The sequence below is a fragment of the Alteromonas sp. H39 genome, assembly GCF_047556435.1.
Taxonomy (GTDB): Bacteria; Pseudomonadota; Gammaproteobacteria; order Enterobacterales; family Alteromonadaceae; genus Alteromonas.
Window position 1 is genome coordinate 1887988 of record NZ_CP180210.1, and the last position, 16209, is coordinate 1904196.

Annotated in this window: 14 protein-coding genes; 7 read left to right on the forward strand and 7 right to left on the reverse strand. The window is 51.0% G+C overall.

The window, feature by feature from the left end:
• Positions 1 to 4: 4 nt before the first annotated feature.
• Positions 5 to 832, forward strand: coding sequence for an alpha/beta fold hydrolase (locus ACLBLI_RS08355; RefSeq protein ID WP_414830938.1), 828 nt, complete (start codon positions 5 to 7; stop codon positions 830 to 832).
• Here the strand turns inward: ACLBLI_RS08355 and glgC are convergent.
• Positions 820 to 2094, reverse strand: a complete 1275-nt coding sequence (gene glgC, locus ACLBLI_RS08360; RefSeq protein ID WP_414830631.1) for a glucose-1-phosphate adenylyltransferase — start codon at positions 2092 to 2094, stop codon at positions 820 to 822. The two genes, ACLBLI_RS08355 and glgC, sit on opposite strands and share 13 nt — an antisense overlap.
• A 270-nt stretch (positions 2095 to 2364) precedes the next feature.
• Here glgC and ACLBLI_RS08365 point away from each other — a divergent pair, with 270 nt between their 5' ends.
• The 3 genes from ACLBLI_RS08365 to ACLBLI_RS08375 all read left to right on the forward strand — a co-directional run bounded on the left by ACLBLI_RS08365 (position 2365) and on the right by ACLBLI_RS08375 (position 5456).
• Positions 2365 to 3315: a nucleoside hydrolase gene (locus ACLBLI_RS08365; protein WP_414830632.1), complete on the forward strand. Its 951-nt coding sequence runs from the start codon at positions 2365 to 2367 to the stop codon at positions 3313 to 3315.
• Positions 3316 to 3385: 70 nt separating this feature from the next.
• The gene (locus ACLBLI_RS08370; protein ID WP_414830633.1) at positions 3386 to 3919 is read left to right on the forward strand and encodes an SRPBCC family protein; all 534 of its coding nucleotides are present in this window, start codon (positions 3386 to 3388) and stop codon (positions 3917 to 3919) included.
• A 349-nt stretch (positions 3920 to 4268) separates the two neighbouring features.
• Positions 4269 to 5456, forward strand: coding sequence for an MFS transporter (locus ACLBLI_RS08375; RefSeq protein ID WP_414830634.1), 1188 nt, complete (start codon positions 4269 to 4271; stop codon positions 5454 to 5456).
• A gap of 174 nt (positions 5457 to 5630) precedes the next feature.
• Here ACLBLI_RS08375 and ACLBLI_RS08380 read toward each other — a convergent pair whose 3' ends face one another.
• The 6 genes from ACLBLI_RS08380 to ACLBLI_RS08405 all read right to left on the reverse strand — a co-directional run bounded on the left by ACLBLI_RS08380 (position 5631) and on the right by ACLBLI_RS08405 (position 12611).
• Positions 5631 to 6536: a hydroxymethylglutaryl-CoA lyase gene (locus ACLBLI_RS08380; protein ID WP_414830635.1), complete on the reverse strand. Its 906-nt coding sequence runs from the start codon at positions 6534 to 6536 to the stop codon at positions 5631 to 5633.
• Positions 6529 to 8535, reverse strand: a complete 2007-nt coding sequence (locus ACLBLI_RS08385) for an acetyl/propionyl/methylcrotonyl-CoA carboxylase subunit alpha (RefSeq protein ID WP_414830636.1) — start codon at positions 8533 to 8535, stop codon at positions 6529 to 6531. Before ACLBLI_RS08385 ends, ACLBLI_RS08380 begins: the two co-directional genes overlap by 8 nt.
• Before the next feature lie 4 nt (positions 8536 to 8539).
• Positions 8540 to 9334 (reverse strand): enoyl-CoA hydratase/isomerase family protein, encoded by a 795-nt coding sequence (locus ACLBLI_RS08390; RefSeq protein WP_414830637.1) that lies wholly within the window; start codon positions 9332 to 9334, stop codon positions 8540 to 8542.
• Positions 9335 to 9351: 17 nt separating this feature from the next.
• Positions 9352 to 10959: a carboxyl transferase domain-containing protein gene (locus ACLBLI_RS08395; RefSeq protein ID WP_414830638.1), complete on the reverse strand. Its 1608-nt coding sequence runs from the start codon at positions 10957 to 10959 to the stop codon at positions 9352 to 9354.
• Positions 10960 to 11037: 78 nt separating this feature from the next.
• Positions 11038 to 12207: an isovaleryl-CoA dehydrogenase gene (locus ACLBLI_RS08400; protein WP_414830639.1), complete on the reverse strand. Its 1170-nt coding sequence runs from the start codon at positions 12205 to 12207 to the stop codon at positions 11038 to 11040.
• Complete coding sequence (locus ACLBLI_RS08405) at positions 12204 to 12611, reverse strand: MerR family transcriptional regulator (RefSeq protein WP_218309554.1); 408 nt, start codon at positions 12609 to 12611, stop codon at positions 12204 to 12206. Before ACLBLI_RS08405 ends, ACLBLI_RS08400 begins: the two co-directional genes overlap by 4 nt.
• Before the next feature lie 270 nt (positions 12612 to 12881).
• Here ACLBLI_RS08405 and ACLBLI_RS08410 point away from each other — a divergent pair, with 270 nt between their 5' ends.
• The 3 genes from ACLBLI_RS08410 (at position 12882) to kynU (ending at position 16200) form a co-directional block, all read left to right on the forward strand.
• Positions 12882 to 14057 carry a thiolase family protein gene (locus ACLBLI_RS08410; protein WP_414830640.1) on the forward strand — a complete coding sequence of 392 codons (1176 nt, stop codon included), beginning with the start codon at positions 12882 to 12884 and terminating at the stop codon, positions 14055 to 14057.
• A gap of 77 nt (positions 14058 to 14134) precedes the next feature.
• Positions 14135 to 14965, forward strand: coding sequence for an alpha/beta hydrolase family protein (locus ACLBLI_RS08415; RefSeq protein WP_414830641.1), 831 nt, complete (start codon positions 14135 to 14137; stop codon positions 14963 to 14965).
• A gap of 26 nt (positions 14966 to 14991) precedes the next feature.
• Positions 14992 to 16200: a kynureninase gene (gene kynU, locus ACLBLI_RS08420; protein WP_414830642.1), complete on the forward strand. Its 1209-nt coding sequence runs from the start codon at positions 14992 to 14994 to the stop codon at positions 16198 to 16200.
• Positions 16201 to 16209 lie beyond the last annotated feature (9 nt).

Below are 16209 nucleotides of genomic sequence, written 5' to 3' on the forward strand. Positions count from 1 at the left end.
CGTTATGCAAACTGCCTCCACTCTCACTCCGGTAACGTACCACTTCGGCCATGCCAACGGCTTTCCGGCTGAAAGTTACAATGTGCTTTTCAATGCGCTGCCAGCACACTGGCAGCGCTTAAGCGTGTCTAAGTTCGGCCATACTCCTCAGTATCCGGTCAGCGCAAACTGGCGTAGTCAGGTGGATGAACTCATTGCCCATGTTAAAGCCAAACGCCCGGACTCGCAGCCTGTGTATGCTGTCGGTCATTCTTTTGGTGCCGTTATTTCCTATATGGCAGCGTGCGAACAACCTTCACTGTTCAAGGGCCTGATTATGTTCGATCCGCCACTTGTGACAGGGGTCGCCAGTTTATTTTTCCGATTGATCAAACACACGCCGTATATCGACAAACTCACGCCCGCACGACTGGCAGCGTCAAGACGAACTACCTGGCCAAAAAGCACGGATCTGGTGGCTTATTTTAAGGATAAGGGGCTGTTTAAAAATATGGACAAACGCTGTGTTGAAGATTACGTCCATGCGGTTACGCGCCTGCGTGGCTATCACTGGCATCTGACATTCAACGCCGATGTCGAAGCTGAACTGTTTCGAAATGTGCCGCATAATTTGCACACCTATTACGGCAAACTGGCATGTCCGGCAGTATTGGTGACGGCCAAAGATACCACGGTTTGCACAGAGCAAAGACGAAATCCGTTTATCAAAGGGAATAACCTTCGACATGATGTCTTACCGGGCGGACATATGTTTGTTCTGGAGCGGCCTGAGGCGGTGGCGGATTATATCACCGCCACAATTTCGGGCTGGGAAGCGGCTCAGGAAGCCTGAAGCCCGCCAACCGGCTGGCCTAGCATTTCGCGGGTAACCAGCACGACGCCTTTATCTGACACTCTGAAGCCGCGAGCGCGATCTTCGTCATGGTTGTAACCGATAACCGTGCCTTCAGGGATAACGCAACCACGGTCGATAATGACTTTTTTCAGTTTGCAGTGTCGCATTACTTCGACGTCCGGCAACATCACCGCTTCTTCAATCAGTCCATAGGAATGCACTCGCACATTAGAGAAACATAAACTTCGGCGTAGCGTCGATCCGGAAATAATACAGCCGCCGGACACCACTGAGTTAATGGCTTCACCCCGGCGATCATTGTCTTCCCAAACAAATTTGGCAGGTGGTAATTGCTCCTGATAAGTCCAGATAGGCCATTTCTGATCGTACAGATTGAGTTGTGGAACGGGTGCCACCATTTCCATGTTGGCTTCCCAGAATGAGTCAATCGTTCCCACATCGCGCCAGTATGCGTTGCCGTCGTGGCCCCCTTCGAAGGGATAAGCACAGACAATGTGATCTTTGATGATAGAAGGAATGATGTCTTTGCCGAAGTCTCTTTGAGAGCCCGAGGTTTCCGCGTCACGGCGAAGTTGTTCGAATAAAAATTCAGTGTCAAAAACGTAATTACCCATAGAGGCCAGACAGCGGGTAGGGTCGTTGGGCAGTGGTGTGGGCGAGGCAGGCTTTTCTTCAAAGCCAAGAATTCGGTAATCCTCATCCACAGACATTACCCCGAATGCGCCCGCAGCTTCCTCTAACGGCACCGACATGCAGGATACCGTCATTTTTGCGCCGCTTTCTTTATGACGTGCCAGCATGTTGCCGTAATCCATGCGATAGATATGATCACCTGAAAGGATCATGACATACTTTGGTAACTCATCTCGGATAATGTCAATGTTCTGAAAAACGGCATCAGCAGTTCCCTCGTACCAACTATCAGAAAATCGCTGTGAAGCCGGTAAAATTTCAACGGACTCACCAAGTTCCTTTTTGAAGTGCCCCCAGCCCCGCACCAGATGACGGATCAATGAGTGTGATTTATATTGAGTGACAACACCGATCCGGCGAATTCCCGAATTAACGCAGTTCGACAGCGGAAAATCGATAATTCGAAACTTTCCGCCGAAATACAACGCCGGTTTCGCTCGCCAGTTGGTCAGTTCATGCAGCCTTGACCCTTTTCCGCCTGCGAGAATAAGTGCATAGGTATCCCGGGTCAGGTTACTAATATAGCGTGAACTGTGATCTGCCATCTCTTTATCTCCATCGATCTGGACACGATACCACTGTGTCATATTGTTTATGTGGCGCATATCGCCGTTATCGAGAGGGTCTGTTGCATCAACAGCAGCCCCGGATCTGGCATCGCATACTACAGTGTCCGGTGGTAGAGGCGACGACGTTAATTGTCCGTGATAACCTTAAATCCATATTACACAAGAAAAAATAATATGCCATGAAAGTGTGTCAGGTGTTTGGACTTACACCATTGGTGCTCAGGATTAGCATGCTCAGGAGAATGTATGACTGTTTCAGTAACCAGACGCCGGGTGATTTTTGATCATGACGGTGGCATTGATGACTTATTGTCGCTTTTGCTGTTGTTGCGCATGCCGAATATCGATTTGGTGGGGGTATGTATCACGCCTGCAGACTGTTATCCCGATGATGCTCTGACATCGACACTAAAAATACTCACGTTGTGTGGGAAAAATGACATCCCGGTTGTCGTTGGCAACAAGACAGGGCCCAATCCGTTTCCACCGGACTGGCGCGCGCAGCCGCGAATTTGTCACTCACTGCCCGCCATGTTGCGGGTACAGGAAACGCAGTCCAATCACTCTGGCGTTCCTGCTCATCAGTTTATTCGCGATATATTGCAACATAGTGATACGCCGCTTACCGTGCTCATGACCGGACCAGCAACCAATCTGATGTGGGCGTTGCACGACCATCCTGTGCTTTTCGACAAGGTGGAAGAGGTAGTGTGGATGGGTGGCGCCATTGATGTAAAAGGGAACGTGGCGATGCACGACCACGATGGCAGCGCTGAGTGGAATGCGTATTGGGATCCTGCGGCCACGGCATGGCTACTCGCGAGTGGGCTATCGGTGTGCCTGGTTCCCCTTGACGCCACAAATGCCTTGCCTGTAAACCGTGACTTTCTCTGCGAGCTGGCGGCATGTAACACGCCGGTTTCCGATCTCGCAGGTCAGTTTTGGGCTGCCACGGTGACGGCTATTCCTACCTACGAATTTACCTATTTTATGTGGGATATACTGTCCACCAGTATATTAGGTCTGCCAACACACGCATACGAACGCGAAACAGGCACATTGTCTGCTTCTACCTCAGCGCCACAGGCCGGCAGAGTTTATCGCGATCCGCAAGGCGGTGAAGTGAGTTGGGTAGCATCGGTGCAGGCGCAGGAAGCGAGGAGGTTTGTATTACAGCATCTCTGCGGAGAATTTTAATCGCACACTGCTAATTGTTAATCTTTTGTTATAATCTGGTCGGTGCAGTTACTACATTACGGAGAAAAGCATGTCGATGCTGAAAAAATTAATCTATGGACTTTTGATTATTATCGCTGTTGCTGCGGTCGTCGGCTTTATGCTGCCCGGTGACTATAAAGTTGAGCGTAGCATTGTCATTGATGCATCACCCAATAAAATTTACGAACATGTGGTCGATCTCAAAGCCTGGCCGCAGTGGGGGGTATGGTTCCAGCGTGATCCACAAATGCAAATATCGTACGGTGGGCCAGACCGTGCAATAGGCATGCGTTCAAAATGGGCAAGCGAAACGCAGGGCGACGGTGAAATGGAAATTATCCACCTGGAGCACAACCGCTTAGTGGAATATAGTTTGTACTTTCCCGAATTTGATATGGGTTCTGTTGGTCGTGTTACACTCGAGCCGACAGATGACGGCACCCGCGTTACCTGGAGTGATGAAGGTGAGGTGGGCAACAACCCAATGGATCGTTACTTTGTACTTATGCTGGACGACATGATTGGTTCGGATTTTGAGACCGGACTGGAAAACCTGAAAACGGTTGTTGAAAATCAGGGGTAACCATTTCACTTTCCGTTTTTGTCAGTGAAACGGATTTAACCATTTGCCCGATACGGTAAAAGCGCGCACTCAAAAAGTGCGCGTTTTTGTTTTGTGCGAACACAAAACTGCGATCTGGCGAGGACACTTGGTGAACGAGCGAGTAGGGTGTCAGAGCCAAACCGCCTGATCTTACTGATAAAAAATAGCGTAACGAATCGGGTTGTAAAAATCCTGACTGGTTTGTTGGTAACGCAGTCATCAACGCAAAACGACAAAGCAAAATTCTGCGTGGCTTCTGCCTCATTCCGGACAAATCTGGTAAGGCAAAATGACGGCATGCCAGACACAGGCGTAAGAGGAGTTACGGGTGGCGATAAGCAATAAGATAAAACTGGTGGTAGGGCTGGCGTTTAACAAGTTGGCAGATTTATTGGTATCGCCCAAAACAACACTGCCGGCATTGTTAATAACGCTTGGTGCGCCCAGCTGGATGGTAGGCTGGCTGGTGCCAATTCGGGAATCCGGCGCATTACTGCCGCAAGCCGGTATTGGTGTTATCTTGCGCCGCTACTCAGCACGCCACCATGTCTGGCGTATCGGAATGGCAGTTCAAATCTCCGCGGTTTGCAGTATGGTGGCAGCATCAATGATGCTGACCAGCGCGACAGCGGGATGGGTGGTGCTTGGTGCGCTTGCAGCCCTTAGCCTGGGGCGTTCCGCCTGTTCGTTAACGTTTAAAGACATTGAAGCTGACATCGCGCCGAAAGGCGAGCGCGGCAGGCTCATTGGTATCGCCTCAACAGCATCTGGTGTTGTCACCCTGCTGGTGGCAGTGCCTTTGGTTTATTTCCAGGACAAGCTCGGAGACAGCGTGGCAATAGGGCTGCTTGGACTCGCTGCTTTATCATTTATCACGACCTTTCTGATTATCCTGCCGGTAAAGACTTACGTTGATATTGATACACCAACAGCAAATAGTGACAAGACGCGATTCTGGCAGTTTGACAGTGTGGTGTATCGATTCGTTCTGGTACGGGGCTTGTTCGTGCACTCGGCGTTAGTGGCACCTTACTTTATGCTTGAAAGTGATTACGGCGCGCAAGCCCTGTTGCCGCTCTATCTGGCTGCGCAAGCTGCGGCGACAATGCTATCGTCATTTTTCTGGGGAACGGTGTCTGATAAAAGTGCCAGACTTACGCTGCAATTGGCGGGGGCGCTGGCCATTCTCGCTTGTGTGGGGTTATTACTAATGGACGCAACATCATTATGGCTTTCTGCTGCGTTGTTTTTTGTGCTCTCCATTGCCCACGCAGGGGTCAGGACAGGCCGTAAAACGTATAGCCTGGACGTCAAGTCGGGTCAGGACAGGACTGAGCTGGTAGCTTTCAGTAATACTGCAATTGGCATTATTCTGCTGGGCTTTGGCGCAATGTATGCGGCGCTGGCCCCGTTAATCTCATTTTCAGTTGTCTACATCATGACTGCGTTTCTGGCGCTGGGTATTGTTCTCAGTTTTATTTTGCCCGGCGAAAAGCAGGACAATAGTCAGGTGTGATTTACCGGGGAAATATCGAAACCGGGACACAAAAAAGCTCAGTTACAATTGTTGAGCTTTTTCTTTTGTCTGACGGGAACGGACCTGGGCCTAAAGGCAGCTGTGCAGTGCTGCCGGGACGATCATCAGCCGCACAGCGTGGGACCATTGCGCATATTGCGTAACAGTTTCGGTCTATTTAACTCCCATCGCAACAGCAACTTTGGATACCGGAGGGCGCTGTATGACACCGCTGATATGGCGTGTCGCTTCAAGCAGAATATCCATCGACACGCCGGTATCAATACCCATGCCGTTTAACATATACAGCACATCTTCTGTCGCAACGTTACCGCTGGCTCCCTGTGCATAAGGACAGCCACCTAATCCGGCCACCGCACTGTCAATTGTGCTGATGCCATGTTCCAGGGCTACCAGCAGGTTTGCCAGCGCCTGCCCGTAGGTATCATGAAAATGTGCAGCAAGCGCAGAAGCTGGTGCAACCTCAAGCACGGCTGCCAGCATGGCTGCAGTTTTCACCGGTGTTCCGGTGCCGATGGTGTCACCCAGAGAAACCTCGTAACACCCCATGTCCAGCAGAGTACGGGTAACCTCTGCCACAGACTGAGGAGACACGTCTCCCTCATAAGGGCACCCGAGTACACACGATACATACCCCCGCACTCTGATATTTTGTGCTTTCGCTGCTTCCATCACCGGCGTAAAGCGCTCCAGGCTTTCGGCGATAGAACAGTTAATGTTTTTCTGCGAAAACGCTTCGGAGGCGGCACCAAACACTGCCACTTCATCGGCGCCCGCTGCCACGGCGTTGTCAAAGCCTTTTATATTGGGAGTCAGCGCTGAATACACAGCAACAGGTTTGCGGGTAATACCGGCAAACACAGCGGCGGAGTCTGCCATTTGTGGCACCCATTTGGGTGACACAAAGCTGCCGGTTTCAATGCGCTTGAGCCCGGCTTCTGCCAACAGATTAACCAAGGCAATTTTATGCGCCGTGCTCACTTGTGCTTTTTCATTTTGTAAGCCATCGCGAGGGCCGACCTCGACAATGCTGACCTTATCCGGATACGATTTACTCATCTTCATCGAACGCCAGCAAGGTAGCGCCTCCGTCTACCAGCTCACCTGGTTTGAAGTAAAACTCAGACACCTTACCTGCTTTATGAGCCTTGATCCCATGTTCCATCTTCATTGCTTCCATAACCAGTAGTGTGGTGCCCTTTTCTACGTGGGTTCCGGGCTCCACAAGCAAGTCGACGATGGTACCGTTCATCGGAGCGGTAAACTCGCCAACCCCGACATCAGCGGCATCGTCACCGTAATCGGGTAACTGATGGATAAAGTGATAGGCGGCGTCGGCGGCAAATAAGACAAACTGGGCGTCTTCTTCAGACCACGAGAAACGTTGGCGGTGTCCGTCAATATGCGCATGCAGAGTGTTACCCTCAAGGTGCCCCGTCACTGTCCAACTGAGATCGCCACTGCTGACCTTCCAGTGCGGCGAGCCACTGTGTGCGGCGGCAAGGGTCTCAATCACAACATTGAAGTCTTTGTCGCCATACCGTAACGCCAGTGATTGGGTGTGCGCCTCGTTGGCGCGCCATGCAGTTGGCTGGGCCCATGGTGACGTTGTATCACCGGATGAAACGGCTATGCTCTGCTGTTTGGAAAGCAAAACCAGTAACGACATCACAGGCAGTCGGTCAATATTTAGTTCGCCCTTCGCGCTGAATAAGGTTTCCTGGTGCTTTTCAATAAACGTGGTTGTCAGTTCAGCATCGCGAAATGCCTTATTGGCTGCGACGTTGTACAGAAATTCAATGTTCGTGGTCACACCATTAACGTGATATTCACGTAGCGCCTTTAGTAATCTTTCCAGCGCTGTATCACGGTTCTCACTCCACACCACCAGTTTTGCTATCATCGGGTCGTAGTAGACTGACACCTCATCGCCCTCAACCACGCCGGTATCGACGCGAATATGCTTGTCTTCCTGTGGCGGTTGCAGCAGGGTCAGTGTGCCAGTGGCAGGAAGAAAGTCATTGTCAGGGTCTTCCGCATAAATGCGGGCCTCGAAGGCGTGTCCATTGATGGTTAAATCCTGCTGCGCTTTGGGAAGGGCATTACCTTCAGCAATACGAATTTGCCACTCCACTAAATCTTCGCCAGTGATCATTTCTGTCACCGGGTGTTCAACCTGCAGACGGGTGTTCATTTCCATAAAATAGAACGAACCATCGGCATCCAGCAGGAACTCCACCGTACCCGCGCCAACATAATCAATGGCCTGAGCGGCTTTGATCGCAGCTTCACCCATGGTGGCGCGAAGTGCGTCGGTCATGCCCGGGGCAGGGGCTTCTTCAATGACCTTCTGATGGCGACGCTGCACTGAACAATCTCGCTCGAACAGATAGACGCCGTTGCCTTTGGAATCACAGAATACCTGAATTTCCACGTGACGAGGCTGGGTCAGGTACTTCTCAACCAGCATGATGTCATCGCCAAAGCTGGCCATGGCCTCACGCTTCGCAGCGTCCAGTGCATCATTGAATTCACTGTCGTTCCATACCTGACGCATGCCTTTACCACCGCCACCAGCGGCAGCCTTCAGTAATACCGGGTAGCCCATATCATCAGCGGCCTGCTTTAATGTTTCGCGCGCCTGATCGTTACCGTGATAGCCGGGCACCAGCGGCACACCGGCATCTTCCATGATATTCTTTGCGGCCGACTTCGAGCCCATCGCTTCAATGGCAGAGGCCGGTGGACCGATAAAAATAATGTCGTTGTCGGCGCAGGCATTGGCAAACGCTGCGTTTTCAGACAGAAAACCGTATCCGGGATGGATAGCATCTACGCCAAGTTTTTTAGCCGCGTCAATAATGCGCGAGGCTACCAGGTAGCTGTCTTTTGATGGGGCAGCGCCAACATGAATAGACTCATCAGCCATTTTCACGTGCAGCGCATTGGCATCGGCATCAGAGTAAACTGCCACTGTTGCGATGCCCAGGCGTCGCGCTGTTTTAATCACACGACAGGCAATTTCACCCCGATTCGCAATTAGGATTTTACGTATCATTATTTTACTCCTGCCACTTCGCCGGACGTTTTTCTAAAAACGCATGTAAGCCTTCCTGACCTTCCTCTGAAACCCGGATATTGGCAATCATTTTGCTGGTTTCCTGCATAAGCTTGTCATCTACCGGACGGTAGGCAACATTCCGGATCAGGGCTTTCGCCTGTCCTACCGCTAGCGGGCCATTGGTCAAAAGCTGAGTGATCAAATCGTTCACTGTTGAATCCAACTCTTCCTCGGTAACCGTTTCACTTAATAGCCCGAGTCGACGCGCACGACGTGCCGAAAAGACTTCTGCTGTCTGAAAGTAACGGCGGCAAACACGCGGGCCCATAGCCTCAATTACATATGGACTGATAGTGGCAGGAATAAGGCCAATTTTTACTTCGCTTAAGCAAAACTTGCTGAGTTTGCTGCCAATAGCCATATCGCAACAGGCAATTAAGCCTACTGCACCGCCAAATGCGGCGCCCTGTACCCGAGCGATAGTCGGTTTAGGTAACGTGTTCAGGGTGTGAAGCATAGTGGCAAGGCTCATGGCGTCAGCATGATTTTCCTCGTAAGAATACTCAGCCATGCGCTGCATCCAGCGCAGATCGCCACCGGCACTAAAGCTTTTTCCTTCAGCCTGCAGAACCAGTACACGCACATTACTGTCGTCACCGGCCTGCCTGAAGTAGCGGGTAAGGCCTGCGATCATGTCATCGTCGAAGGCATTGTGTTTTTCGGGACGGGTCAGCGTGACAAAAGCAACGCCTCGTTCATCAACCTGATAATGAATCGCCTGATTGTCAGTAGTCATAATATTCTGTCCTGTCCTTACATGCGGAAGATACCGAAACGGGTATCCTCGATCGGTTTATTCAGTGCTGCTGAAAGTGAGAGTCCCAGAACCATGCGGGTATCGGCAGGATCGATAACGCCATCGTCCCATAAGCGGGCTGAAGCGTAGTAGGGGTGACCCTGCGTTTCGTAGGTATCAACAATCGGTTGCTTAAACGCCGCTTCTTCCTCTTTACTCCAGCTTTCGCCTGCGCGGTCTTTCTGGTCCCGCTTTACCTGAGCCAGAACGCCGGCTGCCTGTTCACCACCCATCACGGAAATACGTGCGTTAGGCCACATAAACAAAAAGCGGGGATCGTAGGCGCGTCCGCACATGCCATAGTTTCCGGCACCGAAGCTACCACCAATGAGAACGGTTAATTTCGGAACTTTTGCACAGGCGACGGCGGTTACCATTTTGGCGCCGTGCTTGGCAATGCCGCCAGCCTCGTACTGTTTACCCACCATAAAGCCAGTAATATTCTGTAAGAACACCAAGGGGATTTTTCGCATGGCGCACAGCTCAATAAAATGTGCTCCTTTGAGTGCGCTTTCGCCGAAAAGAATGCCATTATTGGCAACGATGCCTACAGGATAGCCGAAGATACGTGCAAATCCGCATACCAGTGTTGTGCCGTAAAGCGGTTTAAATTCGTCGAATTCAGAGCCATCGACAACCCGTGCGATAATCTCTCGTACATCGAAGGTCTTACGTGTGTCTTTAGGCACGATGCCGTAAATGTCTTTGGCATCATAAAGGGGCTCAACCACCGGGCGAACATCCAAATCGACATGCTTGGTGCGATTGAGGCGTGATACCGAGTCACGCGCCAGCTTCAATGCATGATGATCGTTATTGGCGAGTTGGTCTGCAACACCCGATGTGCGGGTATGGACATCACCACCGCCAAGCTCTTCCGCTGAAACTACCTCGCCGGTCGCCGCTTTTACCAGCGGTGGGCCGCCCAGGAAGATAGTGCCTTGCTCTTTAACGATGATGCTTTCATCGGCCATCGCGGGCACGTAAGCACCGCCAGCGGTACATGAACCCATGACGACGGCAATTTGAGGGATGTTTTTAGCAGACATATTGGCTTGGTTAAAGAAGATACGGCCAAAATGGTCCTTATCAGGAAAAACATCATCCTGACGGGGCAGGTTTGCACCGCCAGAGTCTACCAGATAAATACACGGTAAATTGTTTTCGTCAGCAATCGTTTGTGCTCGCAGGTGCTTTTTCACCGTCAATGGGTAGTAAGTGCCGCCTTTTACCGTCGCATCGTTAGCCACAATCATACACTCAACGCCGCATACCCGACCGATACCGGCAATCACGCCCGCTGCGGGTACGTAATCGTCATACACTTCCCAGCCTGCGAGCTGTCCAATTTCCAGAAACGGTGAACCATCATCCAGTAACGCGTTTACCCTGTCTCTGGGCAGCAACTTACCGCGTGACTCGTGGCGTGCAGCCGCTTTCTCACCACCACCCAATTTAATCTGCGCAATTTTTTCGAACAGGTCATCTACCTGCGCCTGCATATGCTTGGCGTTTTCGGCAAACGCCTCGGATTTATTGTTTATTTGCGTACGTAAGACGGGCATACACCCTCCTGTGTATCCTGAAAACATGCCGCGGAGGTAAGTACCCGGCGCGGCAGCCAGTGTGTTAACTCGTAATGGTTATTCTGATTCTTTGAATAGCTCGCGGCCGATCAACATTCGGCGAATCTCCGACGTGCCTGCACCAATTTCATACAGTTTGGCGTCTCGTAAAAGACGGCCAGTGGGGTACTCGTTGATATAGCCGTTTCCACCTAACAACTGAATAGCATCAAGTGCCATTTTTGTTGCCAGTTCTGCTGAGTATAAAATCGCACCAGCGGCATCTTTACGGGTAGTTTCACCGCGGTCGCACGACTTCGCTACGGCATATACATAAGCGCGTGCGGCGTTCATTTGGGTGTACATGTCTGCCACTTTGCCCTGTACCAGCTGGAACTGACCAATCGACTGGCCAAACTGCTCGCGGTCGTGAATATAGGGCACCACCACATCCATACAGGCCTGCATAATGCCCAGCGGACCACCTGACAGCACCAGACGCTCATAATCGAGGCCGCTCATCAGGACTTTCACACCTGCACCGACGCCACCAAGTATATTTTTCTCAGGCACTTCACAGTCTTCAAACACCAGTTCACAGGTATTAGAGGAGCGCATACCCAGCTTGTCGAGTTTTTGCGCGCGGCTGAAACCCGGATAGTCACGTTCTACGATGAATGCCGTAATGCCTTTAGGGCCGGCAGCTACATCGGTCTTCGCATAAATAACGAACGTATGCGCATCCGGACCGTTGGTGATCCACATTTTGTTGCCATTGAGGATGTACTTGTCACCACGCTTTTCGGCTTTCAGCTTCATGCTGACAACATCAGATCCTGCGTTTGGCTCACTCATAGCCAGCGCACCAATGTGTTCGCCACTGACCAGTTTAGGCAAATATTTTTCGCGCTGGGCGTCAGTACCATTGCGGTAAATCTGATTTACGCACAAGTTTGAGTGTGCACCATAGCTCAGGCCAATACCGGCAGAGGCGCGGCTGACTTCTTCCATTGCCACGGTATGCGCCAGGTAGCCCATATCTGAACCACCGTATTGTTCTGATACGGTCACGCCAAGCAAACCCATTTCGCCAAGTTTAGGCCACAGTTCATTAGGGAAGCTGTTCGCTTCATCCGCTTTTTCTGCCAGTGGAGCTATTTCATTTTGCGCGAACTGATAAACGTGATCGCGCAGCATATCGATGTCTTCGCCAAGGCCGAAGTTCAGTGTAGGGTAGGGAGTGTTCATGCAAGTTTTCCTTTTTTGATCTCTGCCAGTTCTTCGCGGCATCGGGCTTCAACTTCATCTAACTCGTTCATCAGCATTTGGATATCTTCAAGTTGTTGATGAAGTACTGCCCGCTTTTGTTCGGTTAGTTCCAGCATGGTTTCCAGCTGGGCGGCGGAATTGTTGTGGGTGTCATACAGCTCAAACAGGGTTTTGACCTCTGCCAGAGAGAAGCCCAACCTCTTACCACGTAAAATAAGCTTTAACCTTACCCTGTCTTTGTTACAGTAAATTCGGTTCTGGCCGGTACGTTTGGGACTCATTAGCCCCTGCTCCTCGTAAAAACGGATGGAGCGCGGCGTGATATCAAACTCACGGGCCAGTTCGCCGATGGTATAGGTTGATTCATTGTTATGGTCGGTCATTTCACATACCTTGTGATGTACACCCAGTCGTTACCCGGTTTACGTGCGCTTACTGGCAAAAAGCCAGAGAAGCGTTGACACGCAATGTCTTCAGGTTTACGTTAACGTTAATTACAATTTACGTAAAGGTAAAGTAACATTTTGCTAACGTCAATCCATGACGGCGGAATGGTGTATTTACCACCAAAGTATTGTGTTTAATTTTGTATACGCGCAGTACGCTAAGAACAGCGGTATCCCGAGAATACAGTGAACAGAGGCTTACACATTATGAGTAACGAATCGGTAGTAATAGTCGCTGCAAAGCGCACGCCCATGGGCGGATTTAACGGCAGTTTGTCTGCTGTTCCCGCAACGGAGTTAGGTGCGGTTGCCATTAAGGCAGCATGCGAAGAGTTTGACGTGTCGAATGTTGATGAAGTCATCATGGGGTGCGTATTACCGGCCGGATTGGGTCAGTCGCCAGCACGTCAGGCATCCTTAAAGGCCGAATTGCCGTTAAGTGCAGGCGTCACGACGATTAATAAAGTGTGCGGTTCAGGCCTCAAAGCCGTCATGTTAGCGCACGACTTAATTAAGGCGGGCAGTGCCGAGGTAGTGGTTGCAGGCGGTATGGAGAGCATGAGTAATGCGCCTTACATGTTACCCAAAGCACGTACAGGCTACCGTATGGGCCACGGTCAGGTTCTGGATCATATGATGCTGGACGGGCTGGAGAATGCTTACGACGGCAAAGCCATGGGCTGCTTCGCCCAGGACACGGCCGATGATGAAGGTATCACCCGTGGGCAGATGGATGAATTTGCGCTTAGCTCTCTTTCCAAAGCGAATGAAGCGATTAACAGTGGTGCATTTAATAATGAGATCGTGTCGGTTACTGTGTCCTCAAGAAAAGGGGATGTGGTGGTGGATACTGACGAAGGGCCAGGATCTGCACGCCCGGATAAAATTCCCAGTCTGCGTCCTGCCTTTAAAAAGGACGGTACCGTCACGGCCGCCAACTCCAGTTCCATTTCGGATGGTGCAGCAGCCTTATTGGTAATGAGTGAATCTAAAGCGGCGGCTATGGGGATGACCCCCCTGGCAAAAGTCGTTGCTCATGCAACCAATTCAATCAAACCGGAAGATTTTACCGTCGCGCCAGTTGGCGCTGTAGAAAAAGTCCTGGAAAAAGCAGGTTGGTCAAAAGATGAGGTCGATTTGTTCGAGATCAACGAAGCTTTTGCTATGGTCACCATGCTGGCAATTCGCAAACTGGGTCTTGATGAAAGCAAGGTAAACATCCACGGCGGAGCATGCGCGCTTGGCCATCCCATAGGCGCATCGGGCGCTCGTATTCTGGTCACTTTACTGCATGCATTAAAAAATGAAGGTAAAAAGAAAGGAATAGCCACGCTGTGTATCGGCGGCGGTGAAGGAGTCGCGCTGGCAGTAGAAATGCTGTAACAACGCTAGGCACAACGCTTTTTTTTACGCACAATGGCACCTTAATCAGGTGCCATTTTTTTTGGAGTGTATCGTAAATGCGGGTAATTAACGGGGGACTACCTCTGATAATTCTGGGCTTTCTGCTCATGGTTGTGTCAATGCCGGGGCGTAGCGAGGAAACCATTGCACATAATGTGCCTTACCGGGCATTACTGGAGTTGCCCGTCAGTAAGGCGGAGGCGTCTTTTCACTATGGTGACGATCCATTGCAGGTCATTTATCAGTATGGCGCCCTTAGCGATACGCAAACTGTTGTGGTGTTTATACACGGAGGCTGTTGGCTAAATGCCTATGACATTGCCCACAGTAAAGGCTGGATGACGTATCTGGCAACCGCCGGATTGACAGTGTTTGGAGTAGAGTACCGTCGCACCGGAGATGAGGGCGGTGGCTGGCCCGGGTCAAAAAATGATATTATCGCGGCGCTGAACACGCTTCACGACCGGTTCACCGCAACAGGTTATCCGCAGAACGTGGTGGTGGCAGGGCACTCTGCAGGTGGTCATTTGGCATTGTTAGCCGGTGAAGCTGCCACATTGCGAATAGATAAAATTATTGGCCTTGCGGCAATCACCGACATCACCCGCTACGCGCAGGGCACCAACAGTTGTCAGCAGGCTACCTCTGCGTTCATGGGGGGAGAGCCGGCGCAGATTCCTGCTGCGTATGCGGAAGCACAACCGGTTATCAGAAAGTGGGAAGGCAAAGTGGTGTTAATGCAGGGAACGGCCGACGCCATTGTACCTGTCTCTCACGCTTCACTGTCACGAAGCAAGCAAGTGCTGGTTGACGATGCAGGTCATTTTGATTGGCTCTATCCAGGTTCCGTCGCGTTCGATGAATTTTATAAACAGGTTAAGCTGTAGTTATGCAAATAAAGCAACACGCTCTCATGCTCGATAAGCAAGATCCGCTTGCCGATAAAAAAGCCCTGTTCGCATTGCCGGACAATGTTATTTACCTTGATGGCAATTCGCTTGGCGCGATGCCGCTGGCCGCGAAGCAGCGCGCAGAAACTGTAGTTTGTGAGCAATGGGGGAACGGTCTGATAACGTCGTGGAACCAACATAACTGGATTGGGCTACCACAACGGGTAGGCAATAAAATCGGCAATTTGGTCGGTGCAGCTGAAGGGCAGGTGGTTTGCTGTGATTCCATATCTGTGAATTTGTTTAAAGTGCTGAGTGCTGCGTTAAAAATGCGTCCTGACAGACAATACATTGCCACGACAAAAGACAACTTTCCCACCGATATCTACATGGCAGAAGGATTGATTGCCCAGCTTGGCGACACTCATAAGCTCACGTTTATTGATGAACAAAATATTGTTGATGCCTTACATGAAGATATTGCGGTACTGATGCTCACTCAGGTGAATTTTCGCTCCGGGTATCGTCAGGATATGAAAGCTATTACCAAAGCGGCACATGATAAGGGGATCCTGGTTGTCTGGGATCTGGCCCACAGTGCCGGCGCGTTTGAAGTGGAGCTTGATGCCTGCGAGGCAGATTTTGCAGTGGGCTGCACTTACAAGTACTTAAACGGCGGCCCTGGCGCACCGGCATTTATCTATGTTGCGAGTCGGCATCAGCAGCAGTATATCCAGCCACTCAGTGGCTGGATGGGACATGCCAGTCCGTTTAATTTTGACCCGCATTATCAGCCCGCCGACGGCATAAAACAGAACTTGTCAGGCACACCGGGTGTCGTGGGGATGAGTATTCTGGAAGCCTCACTCGAGGTTTTTGACGGGATCGACCTTTGTGAAATAAGGAACAAGTCCGTCGCGTTGATGGAATGGTTCAGTCAGTGCCTGAAATCGTGCGGACTCGACACCCAGTTGGAAAGTTTTTCGCCTCCGGTAGACGTGCGGGGCAGTCAATTGGCCTTTCGTCATCCGGAGGCATATGCCATTTGCCAGGCCTGGATAGCAGAAGGCGTGATCGCGGACTTCCGCGCGCCGGATATCCTGCGGATTGGTTTTGCTCCGCTTTACTTGTCTTTCAGTGATATTGCCGACGCGGTAACCCGTCTTCGTGACGTTGTTCAACAGAAGACTTACTTGCAGTCAGCTTTTCAACAGAAACAGGCAGTAACCTGATAATAGTCG

Excerpts from the sequence above, each read along its gene's own strand:
- ACLBLI_RS08355 (WP_414830938.1), top strand. The coding sequence starts at position 5 with ATGCAAACTGCCTCCACTCTCACTCCGGTAACGTACCACTTCGGCCAT.
- glgC (WP_414830631.1), bottom strand. The coding sequence starts at position 2,094 with ATGGCAGATCACAGTTCACGCTATATTAGTAACCTGACCCGGGATACC.
- ACLBLI_RS08365 (WP_414830632.1), top strand. The coding sequence starts at position 2,365 with ATGACTGTTTCAGTAACCAGACGCCGGGTGATTTTTGATCATGACGGT.
- ACLBLI_RS08370 (WP_414830633.1), top strand. The coding sequence starts at position 3,386 with ATGTCGATGCTGAAAAAATTAATCTATGGACTTTTGATTATTATCGCT.
- ACLBLI_RS08380 (WP_414830635.1), bottom strand. The coding sequence starts at position 6,536 with ATGAGTAAATCGTATCCGGATAAGGTCAGCATTGTCGAGGTCGGCCCT.
- ACLBLI_RS08385 (WP_414830636.1), bottom strand. The coding sequence starts at position 8,535 with ATGATACGTAAAATCCTAATTGCGAATCGGGGTGAAATTGCCTGTCGT.
- ACLBLI_RS08390 (WP_414830637.1), bottom strand. The coding sequence starts at position 9,334 with ATGACTACTGACAATCAGGCGATTCATTATCAGGTTGATGAACGAGGC.
- ACLBLI_RS08395 (WP_414830638.1), bottom strand. The coding sequence starts at position 10,959 with ATGCCCGTCTTACGTACGCAAATAAACAATAAATCCGAGGCGTTTGCC.
- ACLBLI_RS08400 (WP_414830639.1), bottom strand. The coding sequence starts at position 12,207 with ATGAACACTCCCTACCCTACACTGAACTTCGGCCTTGGCGAAGACATC.
- ACLBLI_RS08405 (WP_218309554.1), bottom strand. The coding sequence starts at position 12,611 with ATGACCGACCATAACAATGAATCAACCTATACCATCGGCGAACTGGCC.
- ACLBLI_RS08410 (WP_414830640.1), top strand. The coding sequence starts at position 12,882 with ATGAGTAACGAATCGGTAGTAATAGTCGCTGCAAAGCGCACGCCCATG.
- ACLBLI_RS08415 (WP_414830641.1), top strand. The coding sequence starts at position 14,135 with ATGCGGGTAATTAACGGGGGACTACCTCTGATAATTCTGGGCTTTCTG.
- kynU (WP_414830642.1), top strand. The coding sequence starts at position 14,992 with ATGCTCGATAAGCAAGATCCGCTTGCCGATAAAAAAGCCCTGTTCGCA.